The 14,071-nt window shown below is 61.7% G+C and carries 15 protein-coding genes; 5 read left to right on the forward strand and 10 right to left on the reverse strand.

The genetic code is table 11. The annotated features are described in order from the left end of the window. Window positions 1-41: 41 nt before the first annotated feature. From pcaG to pcaR, 7 genes are all read right to left on the reverse strand, one after another. Window positions 42-608, reverse strand: coding sequence for a protocatechuate 3,4-dioxygenase subunit alpha (gene pcaG / locus L6D74_RS20375; RefSeq protein ID WP_064593979.1), 567 nt, complete (start codon window positions 606-608; stop codon window positions 42-44). 1 nt (window position 609) lies between these two features. Then, window positions 610-1,314, reverse strand: a complete 705-nt coding sequence (pcaH, locus tag L6D74_RS20380) for a protocatechuate 3,4-dioxygenase subunit beta (RefSeq protein ID WP_011332820.1) — start codon at window positions 1,312-1,314, stop codon at window positions 610-612. Window positions 1,315-1,350: 36 nt separating this feature from the next. After that, window positions 1,351-2,556: a 3-oxoadipyl-CoA thiolase gene (pcaF, locus tag L6D74_RS20385; protein WP_178076184.1), complete on the reverse strand. Its 1,206-nt coding sequence runs from the start codon at window positions 2,554-2,556 to the stop codon at window positions 1,351-1,353. Then, the gene (locus L6D74_RS20390) at window positions 2,553-3,332 is read right to left on the reverse strand and encodes a CoA-transferase subunit beta (RefSeq protein ID WP_011332818.1); all 780 of its coding nucleotides are present in this window, start codon (window positions 3,330-3,332) and stop codon (window positions 2,553-2,555) included. Before L6D74_RS20390 ends, pcaF begins: the two co-directional genes overlap by 4 nt. Beyond that, window positions 3,332-4,189 carry a CoA transferase subunit A gene (locus tag L6D74_RS20395; RefSeq protein ID WP_003222404.1) on the reverse strand — a complete coding sequence of 286 codons (858 nt, stop codon included), beginning with the start codon at window positions 4,187-4,189 and terminating at the stop codon, window positions 3,332-3,334. Before L6D74_RS20395 ends, L6D74_RS20390 begins: the two co-directional genes overlap by 1 nt. A 304-nt stretch (window positions 4,190-4,493) precedes the next feature. Further along, the gene (gene pcaK / locus L6D74_RS20400) at window positions 4,494-5,840 is read right to left on the reverse strand and encodes a 4-hydroxybenzoate transporter PcaK (protein WP_085666812.1); all 1,347 of its coding nucleotides are present in this window, start codon (window positions 5,838-5,840) and stop codon (window positions 4,494-4,496) included. A 295-nt stretch (window positions 5,841-6,135) separates the two neighbouring features. Next, window positions 6,136-6,978 (reverse strand): pca regulon transcriptional regulator PcaR, encoded by an 843-nt coding sequence (pcaR, locus tag L6D74_RS20405; protein WP_007917109.1) that lies wholly within the window; start codon window positions 6,976-6,978, stop codon window positions 6,136-6,138. A gap of 641 nt (window positions 6,979-7,619) precedes the next feature. Here pcaR and L6D74_RS20410 point away from each other — a divergent pair. Further along, window positions 7,620-7,820: a hypothetical protein gene (locus tag L6D74_RS20410; RefSeq protein ID WP_007957826.1), complete on the forward strand. Its 201-nt coding sequence runs from the start codon at window positions 7,620-7,622 to the stop codon at window positions 7,818-7,820. Between the two features lie 376 nt (window positions 7,821-8,196). Then, complete coding sequence (locus tag L6D74_RS20415; protein ID WP_011332813.1) at window positions 8,197-9,672, forward strand: inorganic phosphate transporter; 1,476 nt, start codon at window positions 8,197-8,199, stop codon at window positions 9,670-9,672. A 696-nt stretch (window positions 9,673-10,368) separates the two neighbouring features. Here L6D74_RS20415 and ccoM read toward each other — a convergent pair. Both ccoM and L6D74_RS20420 read right to left on the reverse strand, forming a co-directional pair. Next, window positions 10,369-10,485, reverse strand: coding sequence for a cytochrome c oxidase subunit CcoM (gene ccoM, locus L6D74_RS30000; RefSeq protein ID WP_007959205.1), 117 nt, complete (start codon window positions 10,483-10,485; stop codon window positions 10,369-10,371). Window positions 10,486-10,630: 145 nt separating this feature from the next. Then, the gene (locus L6D74_RS20420) at window positions 10,631-10,792 is read right to left on the reverse strand and encodes a hypothetical protein (RefSeq protein ID WP_007959203.1); all 162 of its coding nucleotides are present in this window, start codon (window positions 10,790-10,792) and stop codon (window positions 10,631-10,633) included. Between the two features lie 185 nt (window positions 10,793-10,977). Here L6D74_RS20420 and L6D74_RS20425 point away from each other — a divergent pair, with 185 nt between their 5' ends. The 3 genes from L6D74_RS20425 to L6D74_RS20435 all read left to right on the forward strand — a co-directional run bounded on the left by L6D74_RS20425 (window position 10,978) and on the right by L6D74_RS20435 (window position 13,611). Continuing rightward, window positions 10,978-11,844 (forward strand): LysR substrate-binding domain-containing protein, encoded by an 867-nt coding sequence (locus L6D74_RS20425; RefSeq protein ID WP_236190171.1) that lies wholly within the window; start codon window positions 10,978-10,980, stop codon window positions 11,842-11,844. 88 nt (window positions 11,845-11,932) lie between these two features. Then, window positions 11,933-12,403 (forward strand): RidA family protein, encoded by a 471-nt coding sequence (locus L6D74_RS20430; RefSeq protein ID WP_236190173.1) that lies wholly within the window; start codon window positions 11,933-11,935, stop codon window positions 12,401-12,403. Then, entirely contained in the window at window positions 12,400-13,611 is a 1,212-nt protein-coding gene (locus tag L6D74_RS20435) for an aminotransferase class V-fold PLP-dependent enzyme (RefSeq protein ID WP_236190174.1), read from the forward strand. The genes L6D74_RS20430 and L6D74_RS20435 overlap by 4 nt, the downstream gene beginning before the upstream one ends. Here the strand turns inward: L6D74_RS20435 and L6D74_RS20440 are convergent. Beyond that, window positions 13,581-13,922: an aspartate-semialdehyde dehydrogenase gene (locus L6D74_RS20440; protein WP_074691426.1), complete on the reverse strand. Its 342-nt coding sequence runs from the start codon at window positions 13,920-13,922 to the stop codon at window positions 13,581-13,583. The genes L6D74_RS20435 and L6D74_RS20440 overlap by 31 nt on opposite strands. Window positions 13,923-14,071 lie beyond the last annotated feature (149 nt).

The following is a 14,071-nucleotide window of genomic DNA, read 5'->3' on the forward strand; positions in this document are numbered from 1 at the left end:
TTCGCGAGCAAGCCCGCTCCCACAGGGGATGTGTAATGACTTTAGTAATCGAAGAACACGGTCTCCGCATCAGTGCCCTGCAGGATCACATTCCACTGATAGACACCCGCCGCGTCCGGCTTCGCCAGCAACGTGGTGCGGCGCTCCGCCGGTACGCACTCGAGCAGCGGATCATTGACGTTCGCCGGATCGCCTTCGAAGTAAATCCGCGTCAGCAAGTGCTTCACCAACCCGCGCGCAAACACCAGCACCACCAGGTGCGGCGCCTGGGTCGAGCCCTTCAGGCCTTCAACCGTGCCCGGCTTGATGGTGGTGAAACGAAAGCGCCCTTCCGCATCCACCGGCACCCGGCCGAAGCCTTCGAAATTCGGATCGAGCGGCTTGGCCTGCTCGTCTTCCGGGTGGTCATATTTGCCGGCGGCGTTGGCCTGCCAGACTTCGAGCATGGCGTCGTTGACGACATCGCCGTTGCCGTCCACCACTTGCCCGGTGATCGCCACGCGCTGGCCGAGGGTCAGTTCGTTGGCGAGGTTTTCACGGTTCAGCCAGGTCAGGCCGATGTGGTAATACGGCCCGACGGTGTGGGACGTGGTCGCAGTCAGGGTCATCTCATTTCTCCATCGGCGTGGCTTCGCGGCCGCGCAGCACAATGTCCCAGCGATAAGCGAGGGCGTAGGACGGAATGGTTTTTTCCAGATCGAAAGCGGCGATCAGGCGTTCCTTGGCCGAGGTGTCCGGCACGCAGTTGTAGATCGGGTCGTAGGCCAGCAGCGGGTCGCCCGGGAAATACATTTGCGTGACCAGGCGCGTCAGGATGCTCGGCCCGAACAGCGAGAAATGCACGTGGGCCGGGCGCCAGGCGTTGTGGTGGTTGCCCCACGGATAGGCGCCGGGCTTGATGGTCTGGAACTGATACCAGCCGTCGGCGTCGGTCACGGTGCGGCCGGTGCCGGTGAAATTCGGGTCCAGCGGCGCGTCGTGCAGGTCACGGGCATGGTTGTAGCGACCGGCGGCGTTGGCCTGCCAGATCTCCACCAGAATTCCCGGGACCGGCAGACCGTCTTCGTCGAGCACACGCCCGTGAATGATGATCCGCTCACCGAGGGGTTCACCCTGATGCTGGGCGGTCAAATCGTTGTCGGTATCGGCCACACGCTCGGCACCGATGGTCGGCCCGGTGATTTCCGACAGCGAATGCGGCAGAAACACCAACGGCTTGGACGGCGAGCGCAGATTGGTGGATTGATAGGTCGGGTGCAGGTACGGCGGCTGGGTGCCTTCCTGCGGGCGGCGGTAACCAGGCTTGTCAGTCATTTCGCTTTCCTCTGTTCTTTTTCGTCACGGCTTGCGTCAGACGCGTTCGATGGCCAGGGCCAGACCCTGGCCGACACCGACGCACATGGTCGCCAGACCTTTCTTGCCACCAGTCTTTTCCAGCTGATGCAGCGCAGTCAGCACCAGCCGCGCGCCGCTCATGCCCAACGGGTGGCCCAAGGCAATCGCGCCACCGTTCGGGTTGACCTGGGCCGCGTCGTCTGCCAGTCCCAGTTCACGCAGCACCGCCAGACCCTGGCTGGCGAAGGCTTCGTTGAGTTCGATCACATCGAAATCGCTGACCGCAACGCCGAGGCGTTCGGTGAGTTTGCGCACCGCCGGCACCGGGCCGATGCCCATCACCCGTGGCGCGACCCCGGCACTGGCCATGCCGAGCACTTTGGCGCGAGCGGTCAGGCCGTGTTTTTTCACCGCTTCCGCCGAGGCCAGAATCAGCGCGGCGGCACCGTCGTTGACGCCCGAAGCGTTGCCGGCGGTGACGGTCTTGTCCGGGCCATTGACCGGTTTCAGTTTGCTCAGCGCTTCAAGCGTGGTGTCGGCGCGGGGGTGTTCGTCCTGGCTGACCACGGTTTCGCCCTTTTTGTGGGCGATCCGCACTTCGACGATTTCCTCGGCGAAGTAGCCGGCAGCCTGGGCAGCGGCCGTACGTTGCTGACTGCGCAAAGCGAAAGCGTCCTGATCCTCGCGGGAAACTTCGTAGTCGTCGGCGACGTTGTCGGCGGTCTGCGGCATCGCGTCAACGCCATACTGGGCCTTCATCAGCGGGTTGATGAAACGCCAGCCGATGGTGGTGTCCTCCAGCTTCATGTTGCGCGAGAACGCCGCATCAGCCTTGCCCATCACGAACGGTGCGCGGGACATCGACTCGACGCCGCCGGCAATCGCCAGCTCCATTTCACCGCTGGCAATGGCGCGGAACGCCGTACCGATGGCATCCATGCCCGAAGCGCAGAGGCGATTGAGGGTGACGCCCGGAACGCTCTCCGGCAGACCGGCCAGCAACAGCGCCATGCGCGCGACGTTGCGGTTGTCTTCACCGGCCTGGTTGGCGCAGCCGAGGAATACTTCGTCGATGGCGCTCCAATCCACCGACGGGTTGCGCTCCATCAGGGCCTTGATCGGCACGGCGGCCAGGTCGTCGGCGCGAACAGCCGCCAGACCACCACCGAAACGACCGATGGGGGTACGAATCGCATCGCAGATATAAACGTCGCGCATCATGCTTCTCCCGGTGCCTGGCCGTGGGCCGCTGCGGTGCGGGCTTCGAGATCGCGCAGGGCGGTCAGCTCGACTTCGGTCGGTTCGGCGGTGGTGTCAACGTTGTCGGCAAAACGGATTGCCCAACCGGTGGCAGCGATCACTTGCTCGCGGGTCACGCCCGGGTGCAGTGCGGTAACCACGAATTCGTGGGTGCCCTCTTCCGGCTCCATGATGCACAGGTCGGTGATGATCCCGACCGGGCCGGCGCCCGGCAGGCCCAGACGTTTGCGCGAATCACCACCCTCACCATGGCCGACCGAGGTGATGAAATCGAGCTTGTCGACAAACGAACGCGCCGACTGTTTAAGGATGATCAGCACGCTTTTCGCGGAGCCGGCGATCTCCGGCGCACCACCGGCACCCGGCAGGCGTACTTTCGGCTGGTGATAGTCGCCGACCACGGTGGTGTTGATGTTGCCGAAACGGTCGACCTGGGCTGCGCCGAGGAAACCGACGTCGATGCGCCCGCCCTGCAGCCAGTAGCGAAAAATCTCACCGGTCGGCACGACAGTGTCAGCGGTTTCTGCCAGTTCGCCGTCACCGATCGACAGTGGCAATACGCTGGGTTTGGCGCCAATCGGACCGGATTCGTAGATCAACACCACGTCCGGCGACGAGGTCAGGCGCGCCAGGTTGGCGGCTTTCGACGGCAGGCCGATGCCGACGAAGCACACCGAGCCGTTCTTCAGGCGACGGGCTGCGGCGACGGTCATCATTTCATTGGTGGTGTAAGTCATTACTTGGCCTCCGAAGCAGCGGCCAACTTGGCCTGGAACTCGCTGAAGTCAGCGCAGCCATGGATGTATTCGTTGATCCACGCGGTAAACGTCTCACGGTCGCGGGCGATCGGATCCCACGCCTGATAGAAGCGGTTGTCACGCTCGGTGTAACCGTGGGCGTAGGACGGATGCGCGCCACCGGGTACATGGCAGACCGCGCTCAAGGCCCAGGTCGGCAGCACGCAGGCGTTCATCGGGGCGTTGAGGTTGTCGACGATTTCTTCGACGGTGACGATGCAACGCTTGGCGGCCAGTGCGGCTTCTTTCTGCACACCGAGAATGCCCCACAGCAGCACGTTGCCCTGACGGTCGGCTTTCTGGGCGTGGATCACGGTCACGTCCGGACGCACCGACGGCACCGCCGCCAGCACTTCGCCGGTGAACGGGCAAGTCACGGATTTGATCAGCGGGTTGACCTTCGGCAGGTCGGAACCGGCGTAGGCCCGCAACACCGCGAACGGCAGGCCGGAGGCGCCGGCGACGTAGGCATTGGCCAGGTCGGCGTGGCTGTGTTCTTCGATTTCCAGCGCGTGCGGCCATTGCTTCTCGACCGCGTCGCGCAGACGGTGCAGCGAACCCACGCCAGGGTTGCCGCCCCAGGAGAAGATCAGCTTGCGTGCACAGCCGGCGCCGATCAGTTGGTCGTAGATCAGGTCAGGCGTCATCCGCACCAGGGTCAGATCTTTCTTGCCCTGACGAATGATTTCGTGACCCGCCGCCGTAGGGATCAGGTGAGTGAAGCCTTCGAGCGCGACGGTATCGCCGTCGTTGACGAATTGCTTCACCGCGTCGTGCAGCGAAAGGATCTCAGCCATGGAGCGGGCTCCCGTTTTTGTAATGAATCGCCAGTGAATAAAAAGGCGCGAGGTTCTGCGCCGGAGTCACTGAAGATTAAGCCGCTGATTTTCACCAAACAATCCGATAATCGACTGAGTGTTCGTTTATCGAACAGATTGTTATCTGCCTAATGATCACTCCCGCACCGCGTGCGGGAGTGGCACTGATCGTTCCCACGCTCTGCGTGGGAACGCAGCCCGGGACGCTCCGCGTCCCTTCCGAAGCCGAACGCGGAGCAACCTCTGCGGCCAGTTCGACGCGGGAACGATCCTGCAATGAAACTCAGGTCGCGTCCGCGTGACTGACCAGACCCTTGATCACCACCGCTGCCGTGGCCAGGCCCGCCGGAACCACCAGCGCCGTCAGCACTTGCTCGAAATTCCAGCCCAGGCCCAGCAGGGTCGCGCCCATCCACGCTCCGAGAATCGCGCCGAAGCGGCCGATCCCGAGCATCCACGACACACCGGTCGCCCGGCCCTGCGTCGGATAAAACCGCGCTGCCAGGGACGGCATCGCCGACTGCGCGCCGTTGACGCACATGCCCGCCACCAGCACCAGGGTCGCCAGCAGCGTGATGTTGCCCAGACTCTGCCCGACCGCGTAGGCAAACACCCCGGCCAGCAGGTAGAAAATGCCGATGACCTTGTGCGGATTGAAGCGGTCCATCGCCCAGCCTACGCCCACCGCACTCAGCACCCCACCGAACTGGAACAACGCACCGATGAAGGCCGCCTGCTCCATGCTCGCGCCGCTGTCGCGCATCAGGGTCGGCAGCCAGCTGGTCAGCAGGTACACGATCACCAGACCCATGAAGTAGGTCAGCCACAGCAGCAACGTGCCGACGCTGTAGGTGCCGGAAAAAATCACCGCAAACACGTTGCGCGCTTTCACGGTTTTCTGTTCCGGCACGCTGAAACTCGCGGCCTGAGCGACGATGGCAGGATCAATGGGTGCGAGGGTCTTGCGCACCTTGTCGGTGCCGCGATTGCGCACCACCAGATAACGCGCCGATTCCGGCAGCCAGAGCAGCAGCACCACGGTGAGGATCAGCGGCAGGATCCCGCCGATCAGCAACAGACTGTGCCAGCCGAATGCCGGGATCAACTTGGCCGAAATAAACCCGCCACCGGCCATGCCCAGGTTGAAGCCGCAGAACATGCTGGTCACCAACAGGGACTTCTTGCGCTCCGGGGTGTATTCCGACAGCAGCGTGGTGGCGTTCGGCATCCCGGCGCCCAGTCCCAGACCAGTGAGGAAACGCAGCACCAGCAACTGATCGACATTGGTGGCGTAGGCCGACGCCAGGCTGAAAGCGCCGAACAGAAAAACCGCGCCGACCAGTACGACTTTTCGCCCGAAGCGGTCAGCCAGCGGCCCGGAGCCCAGCGCACCGAAGACCATTCCGATCAGCGCGGCACTCATCACCGGGCCGAGGCTGGCGCGGTCGATGCCCCAGTCCTGGGACAGGGCCGGCGCGATAAAACCCATGGCCGCGGTGTCGAGGCCATCGAGGAACACAATCAGGAAACACAGGATCACGACGCGCCACTGATAGCGCGAGATCGGTTGGGCATTGATGAAGGACTGCACGTCGAGGCAGTGACCTACAGCGGACTGAGGCTGGTTCATTATTTTTATTCCACGCAAGAAAACGCAGTCGAACGGCGGCCGGCCAGAGAGCGGCACGGTCACAACTATATAAGGAAGAAATCAGGCGTTGCGCTAATACCGGCAACAGGAACGGGAGCGGCGACAGTCGGGGAACGTGCGCATGGGAAGTTGCCTCTTGTCATTATTATGGGAGTCGACGATCCGGCGGGCTCATTCACATTCGTGCCGGATGACGCTGCCGCGACATTAATGATCCGGGGGTTTTAGCGTCAATTCGATAAACGCAACTCTGTGCGTTTATCGAACAGCTTAATCAGGCGAACAACTGCGCACTGAGGTCGCGACTGGCGCTCAACAGGCCCGGCAGAAAGCGCTGCTCGAGCTCGGTACGACTGACCCGACCGGCGTGGGTGCTGACATTGAGCGCGGCCACCACCTGGCCGGACGCGTCATACACCGGCACGGCAATCGAACGCAGACCTTGTTCCAGTTCCTGATCGACGATGCACCAGCCCTGCTGCCGGACTTCCTGCAGACATTCGAGCAAGGCGTCGGGGGTGTGAATCGTGCGGCTGGTCTTGGCCACCAGTTCGGCGTGGTCGAGATATTCGCGCAGCGAGGTGTCGTCCAGCGCCGCCAGCAGGATTCGCCCCATAGACGTGCAGTACGCCGGCAAGCGCCCGCCCACCGACAGGTCCACCGAAATCAGACGCTGGGTGGTGGCCGAACGGGCAATGTAGAGAATGTCGTCGCCTTCCAGCGTGGCCATGTTGCAGGCCTCGTGCAGTTGCTCGCTCATGCGGTCGAGGTACGGCTGGGCCGAGACCGCCAGCGGCGTCGACGACAGATAGGCGTGACCGAGGGTCAGCACTTTCGGCAGAAGCGAATAAGTGCGCCCATCGGTGGTGGCGTAGCCGAGCTTGATCAGTGTGTGCAGGCAACGGCGCACAGCGGCGCGGGGAATTTCCGTGCGGTGGCTGATCTGGGCGATGGTCAGGTGGCGCTTGCGCTCCTGAAACGCCTGCACCACCGCCAGGCCACGGGCCAGGGAGGTCATGAAATCCGGATCACCGGTCAGGGCCTGGATACGCTTGGCCGGCGAAGCGACGATCGGCGGCGCTACCGAGGTGAAGGAATTGCGCATTTGATCGTTCATGTCAGGTCCTTTTTTTCTTGTTCGGATCAACGGCTATACAAGCGGCTCGTCGGCAGATACACAAGCGACACACCGCCAACACCGGGCGATTATCGAACCGTCGACCGATAATCGCAATCGCCCTCACCTCCTCGTTTGGGTTGTGCGCAACAGATTTGAACTTGGAACGCCGGTGCGGTTTAAGCGCCTTAGTTGTCCGACTAAATGGCGCCAGAAATCAAACACTGCGCAACGGCGATGCAACTATTGATGAAAGTTGCACGTCACAAAACAATCACACATCCGGAACCGTTTTTAACTTGGCAAAGATAGTCAATCCCGATTCGGCCGCTATAATGCACCTCAGTGACACCGCGCTTTTATTTGCCGACGGTGCCACCCGCTGGCGCGATGTCCATCGCCGCCGGCCCCGGCCAGCGCCTGACGCTCATTACTCATGCACCGCCAGCGCGCTCGCTGAAACAGGAAACTGATGCTGCGTCAGTTTTAATCTGGTGCCGTAGCCGCCTGCAACATGGAAGTCTTGACCGTCTTCCCGACAACACCGCTGCCTTTACAGGCAAGTCCTTGTTGGCGATTCGGTTAAATGATTCGTGCAGTGCGTTCACCAGACATTTTTCTCAACTCATACAGGTAGCACTGTGACGAAAGACGAACTGCGCGCGGAACTTGAGCGCCAGGAACAACGTTACAAGGAAGTTTACGGCGGGGAAGTCACCACCTACGCCGCCCAGCCCGAACCGGAACGCAAAGCCTGGCGTAAACGCCCTACCGTTCAGGATCAGGTCTTCCAGCAAGAACTGAAAAAAATGGAAGAGGAACTCAAAGCCGAAGAGCCTTGACGACGTCCTTTGCATCTTTCGAGGGTAAGCGTACTCACCGGGTTACAAGCACGGTGGGCTGACGATGCCTTGCGCGCCCGCTACCCGCGGGCAGCGGCCAAGTCCCCCTGTATTGCACAGGCTGGGAGCATGTCAGACGCGTTTCTCAGATATTTCATACAAGTTTCAGCCCCCTCCCGACAACCGGCCAATCCGCCGACTCCTCGCATTTTTCCCAATAGAATCAAAGGCTTGAAAATCCCTGCAAAAAGCTTGGGTAATGCCCCCTGATACAAATTAATTCGTTGAAGAATGTTACCGATGAGCAGGTAGGGGATCGATTTCCAGTCTTTTCTGGCATAATCGCGCCCCCTTATGACCGGGTCAGAAAACCTTCATGATCGATTTATTCAGCGGACTGGATGCCTGGGTGCTTGTGAGCCTCCTGCTCGCCCTGACATTTGTCCTCGCCTTCGAGTTCATCAATGGATTTCATGACACCGCTAACGCGGTAGCCACTGTTATCTACACCAAAGCGATGCCGCCTCACTTGGCGGTGTTCTTCTCGGGCGTGTTCAACTTCCTCGGCGTACTGCTGGGCGGCGTTGGCGTGGCGTATGCCATCGTGCACCTGCTGCCGGTAGAACTGTTGATCAACGTGAACACCGGCCATGGTCTGGCAATGGTGTTCTCGCTGCTCGCCGCCGCGATCGCCTGGAACCTGGGCACCTGGTACTTCGGTATCCCGGCCTCCAGTTCGCACACCCTGATCGGTTCGATCCTCGGTGTCGGCCTGGCCAACGCCCTGATCAACGAAATTCCACTGGCTGACGGCGTCAACTGGCAGAAAGCGATCGATATCGGTGCCTCGCTGGTGTTCTCGCCAATGGCAGGCTTCCTGATCGCCGCGCTGGTGCTGATCGGCTTGAAGTGGTGGCGTCCGCTGTCGAAGATGCACAAGACGCCGGAACAGCGCCGCAAGATCGACGACAAGAAGCACCCACCGTTCTGGAACCGCCTGGTCCTGGTAATCTCGGCCATGGCCGTAAGCTTCGTGCACGGCTCCAACGACGGCCAGAAAGGCATCGGCCTGATCATGCTGGTACTGATCGGTATCGTGCCTGCGCAGTTCGTACTCGACCTGAATAGCACCACCTACCAGATCGAACGTACCCGCGACGCGACCCTGCACCTGAGCCAGTTCTACAAGCGCAACGCCGACACCCTGGGTGAATTCCTGGCCCTGGGCAAAAGCGTGGAAGGCGACCTGCCGGAGAAATTCCGTTGCAACCCGCAACAGACCGAACCGACCATCGCCGCCCTGCTCGACACCCTCAAAGGTGTAGCCGACTACCACTCGCTGTCCGCGGAAAGCCGCATCGAAGTGCGTCGTTACCTGCTCTGCCTGGACGACACTGCGAAGAAAGTCAGCAAACTGCCAGGCCTCGCCGCTCGTGAAAAAGCCGACCTGGACAAACTGCGCAAAGACCTGACCACCACCACCGAATACGCCCCGTTCTGGGTCATTCTGGCGGTAGCGCTGGCCCTGGGCCTGGGCACCATGGTCGGCTGGAAACGCGTGGTACTGACCATCGGCGAGAAGATCGGCAAGCAAGGCATGACCTACTCGCAAGGCATGTCGGCCCAGATCACCACCGCCAGCCTGATCGGCATGGCCAACATCTTCAGCCTGCCGGTGTCCACCACCCACGTCCTCTCCTCGGGCGTGGCCGGCACCATGGTCGCCAACAAAAGCGGCCTGCAAGGCGGCACGGTGAAAACCATCCTGCTGGCCTGGGTCCTGACCCTACCGGCCACCGTGGCCCTGTCGGCCGGCCTGTTCTGGCTGGCGTCGAAGGCGCTGGGTAGCTGATAGATTGATGTAGTGAAGAAGGCGTGATTCGAAAGGATCACGCCTTTTTTGTTGCCTTCAGAAATGGGACACAGAGCGTGGGAACAATCAACATCAAAAGCGCCCTCACCCTAACCCTCCCGAAACGTCGGACCGCCCAGAGGGAGAGGGGACTGACCGAGTTGTTTGGGAGAGGTACGCCGACGTGACATACCGAGTTGTACTCAGACCTTAAAAAGCAAACATCTCAAGCCTGCCTTTGCCTTTGCCTTTGCCTTTGCCTTTGCCTTTGCTTCCACCACTCAACACGATGAGCGTTAGCTCGAGAACCGCTTTTGACGTGCTGGCCCCATCGGAAGGCTGAGTGGAGGGATTTATCCGGGGGTGGGAGCGCAGCGACCGTGCGGCGCAGCCGCATGCATCGAGAGGAGGTGCAGCGAAGCAAACCGTAGGCGATGCCCCCGGATGAATCCCGGAACGAAGGAACGCCGAGCCTCAGCGAGGCGCCGAACGCAGGGGCCAAGCCTTTTGCTTACTTTTTGGCGTTTGAAAAAGTGAGCCGCCGTAAGGGCGGAACCATAGGAAGCCGTTACCAAAAAAACGGATATTCACCCAAAACGGACCACAACTTGGTCGGCCCAACGGCCGCCAATACACAAAAAAAAGGGCAACCGAAGTTGCCCAAAATGCCTTGCGTGCTCATCAAATCCAGAAGAATCAAGGCTTCTTGCGCTTGTTCGCATCCTTCCAGATAAAAAATCCAAACCCTGCAAAAAACAGAACCATCAGCCCCACAGTCAGGACCCCGGCAAACACCACGTTATCGAAAAACATGACTGGCCTCCTGGCCCCTGCTTTGCTGCGATGGAACTAAGTTAACCAATCAGGCAGGCGCAGGAATTGACCGGGATCAATGCCGGTCACAGAGAGGAGGAAAGGAAGGGAAATAACTGACCTGCATCAACAGATGCAGGGGAGATCAACGCTTTTTCGGTTTGTTTTTCGGCTTTTTCTTCGGTTTACCCAACGGCATGGCCTGCTCGAAAGCCTGGCGCACTTCATTCAGGCGCTTCTCGTTGAGGTCATGAACCCGCTTGGCGCGTTCGGTGTTGAGGTCGATCAGCTTGTCGTCTTGGCTCATGGCGTTCGGTGCATCGCTTGGACTGAATCACAACTGCCGCTTCAACGGCAGGACTGCGCCAATAATGCGGCCTGGCGCGAACGCTGACCAGCCACTCGCCTGAACCCTCTACAACATTTCATGTACCGCCCACCGGATTTGCTTGCACAATCGGCGCCTCGCCCTGAACCCGAAGGATCTGCGCCGTGCCCCTGCATCAGGACCTGCCACCGCTGATGGCCTTGCGTGCCTTTGAGGCCGTGGCCCGTCATTTGAGTTTCATCAAGGCTGCCGATGAGCTGTCGGTGACCCAAAGCGCGATCAGCCATCAGGTGCACAAACTCGAAGAATTCCTCGATCAGCGACTGTTCGTGCGCCGCACCCGGGCGATCGATCTGACGGTCGCCGGCGAACATTACTACCGGCAGATCGAACCGGCCCTCGCCGCGATTGCCGCCGCCACCCACGACCTGCGCGGCGAGCGCTCCACCACCCTGCGCATCGGTCTGCTCGCCTCCTTCGCCACCTTGTGGCTGGCGCCGCGTCTGGCGGATTTCAACGCAACATACCCGAACATCCACGTCGAACTGCTGCCCGCCGTACAACTGGCGGATGTCGACGCCGGCGAGGTGGATCTGGCGATCCGCTACGGCAAGGGCGGCTGGCCGAAAGTCCAGGCCCGCCGGTTCATGGGCGAGACCCTGACGCCGGTGTGCAGCCCGGCATTCAAGGCCAGGGGCGTGACCAACGGACCGTTGCTGATGGCCAAGTCGCACCAGCCATTCGAATGGATCGACTGGCAGCAACACAGCGGCATCGATCTGGCTCATGTGCCCAGCGTCATGCTGCACGACTACAACATCGTCGTCGAAGCGGCCGTCGCCGGCCAGGGCATTGCCATGGGCCGCCAGCGAATGATCGAACGGCGAATCAAGGAAGGCGCGCTGGTGCCAGCCTTCGACACGCCGCCGATGCTCGGCGAGATCGGTTATTGGCTGGTCACGCCGCAACGCCCGCCCACGCCGGCGGCGCAGAGTTTCTGCGAGTGGCTGGAGGAAACCGCGAACGCATGAGTTTTTTGGATGCGTCAGATTAAATCTATCCGTTTGTCGCCCTTCGCTCGCACCAACATGCTGAAGCCCTCACTCAGGAGGACTTCCCATGACCGATTCCCTCAGCCAACGCGTTCAACAACTCGGCCTGCGCCTGCCCGAGCCGAGCCAGCCGATCGCCAATTACGTCAACCATGTGGTCAGCCAGAACCAGTTGTTCATCTCCGGGCAGATTCCATTGCTCGACGGCAAACCTGCGTTCATCGGGCGACTGGGCGAAGCAATTTCCGACGAAGAAGGGGTTAACGCCGCTGAACTGGCTGCCTTGGGCCTGCTCGCCCAGTTGAGCCATGCGCTGGGCGATGACCTGTCGAAACTGGTGCGCATCCTGCGCCTCGGGGTTTTCGTGGCCGCCACGTCGGACTTCAAGGCTCAGGGCGTCGTCGCCAACGGGGCGTCGAACCTGCTGGTCAACGCCCTCGGCGACAAGGGCCGACACGTGCGCACCGCGGTCGGCGTGGCGAGCCTGCCGGCCGGCGTCGCGGTGGAAATCGACGCGATCTTCGAGCTCAAGCCGTGAACATCGACGACATCTTGCGTCTGCGCGCCGCCACGCCCGGCTGCGCCCAGGTGATCCACTTCAACCACGCCGGCGCTTCGCTGCCGAGTCAGGCGACCCTCGACGCGGTAATCGAACAGTTGCAACGCGAAGCGCTCGGCGGGCCGATGGAGGCGGCGGACAACCGGGTACAGGAACGCGCGCGCAACGCGGCCGCCGCCCTGCTCAACGCCCAGCCCGAAGACATCGCCTTCGCCAGCAGCGGCTCGGCAGCCTGGAGCCAGGCGTTCAACGCGCTGGGGCCGTGGCAGCCCGGCGAACGGATTCTAGTGGGTCGCCATGAATGGGCCGGCAACCTGGCGTGCATGGCCGAAGCGGTGAAGGCCGGCGCGCGGCTCGAAGTGATTCCTTGCGATGCCAAAGGTGCGGTCGATCCGCAAGCCCTGGCGCAGATGATCGACGGCCAGGTACGTCTGATCGCCCTGACCTGGCTGCCGGCCAACGGCGGTCTGATCAACCCCGCCGCGCAGATCGGCAATGTCGCGCGGCGCCACGGCATCCCTTATTTCATCGACGCCGGCCAGGCACTGGGACAGTTGCCCTGCGATGTTCAGGCCTTGCAGTGCGACGTGCTCAAGGGTGCCGGACGCAAGTTTCTGCGCGGGCCGCGCGGCACGGCGTTGATGTACATCCGGCCGCAATTCCTGCAACGGCTGCTCCCCGTGCAACGCGATGTACTGTCGGCGCCGTGGGACGGCAAGCGCTTTACCCTGCGTGACGACGCCCGCCGCTTTGAAACCAGCGAGGTATCGCTGGCCCTGCTGGCCGGTCTGGCCAATGCGCTGGAGGAGTACAACCGCCTCGGCTCGATCCCCGTCCGCCAGCGCATCGAACAACTGAGCAGCGGATTGCGCCAACGCCTGAAGGCGATTCCCGGTCTGACACTGCGGAATCTCGGCGCGGCCAATCAACAATCCGGGCTGATCGCCTTCACGCTTGAGGGCTGGGACAGCGTGGCGCTGAAGCAGACGTTGGCCGGACGACGAATCAACATCGGCGCCAATGGCGTGGCCTACACGCCGCTGGACATGCAGGCGCGCGGGCTGACAAATATTGCGCGGGTGGCGGTGAGCTACTTGAACACACAAGAAGAAATCGACGTGTTGCTGGAAAACCTGACACAGCTGGCCGCCCGGCCTCAGATTTCGATGTCGACCCAAAGCCCCTGACGCGGCTGATCGTCCATCAGCGGCGCCACCGGCACAGTGTTGTCGGCATTGAGTTCGGTGCCGGGCACGGCGAGGTGCGCTTCAGGGTCGTCGTCGGCTTCGCGGCGCCGGCGATCACGTTCCTGCTGGCGGCGCTGCTCTTCACGCAGCAGATAGCCGTCTTCTTCCGGGTCGCGCTTTTGCAGGTCGATGGTGCTTTCGTTTGAGCTTTCCTGCACCGGCACCACAGGGGGAATATCCGGTCGCTGGCGGATCGGATCCTGCTGGGAGGTGATCGGCACGGCGCTCAGGGGGAGCATCGGTGGCAGCATATGAAGGGTCTCCTGTCAGCAAGCTATCGGCTGGGGCGAGGTTGCCTTGAACCATCTGTCGCAAACTTGTGACCGGGTTGGCACTCACAGGTGCCCCGGCCCTGCGTAAAACTGACAGATGACCACATCTGCCTTACTTGCAGCGTGCA

Origin of the sequence: Pseudomonas pharyngis (assembly GCF_021602345.1) — a bacterium.
GTDB classification, from domain to species: Bacteria; Pseudomonadota; Gammaproteobacteria; order Pseudomonadales; family Pseudomonadaceae; genus Aquipseudomonas; species Aquipseudomonas pharyngis.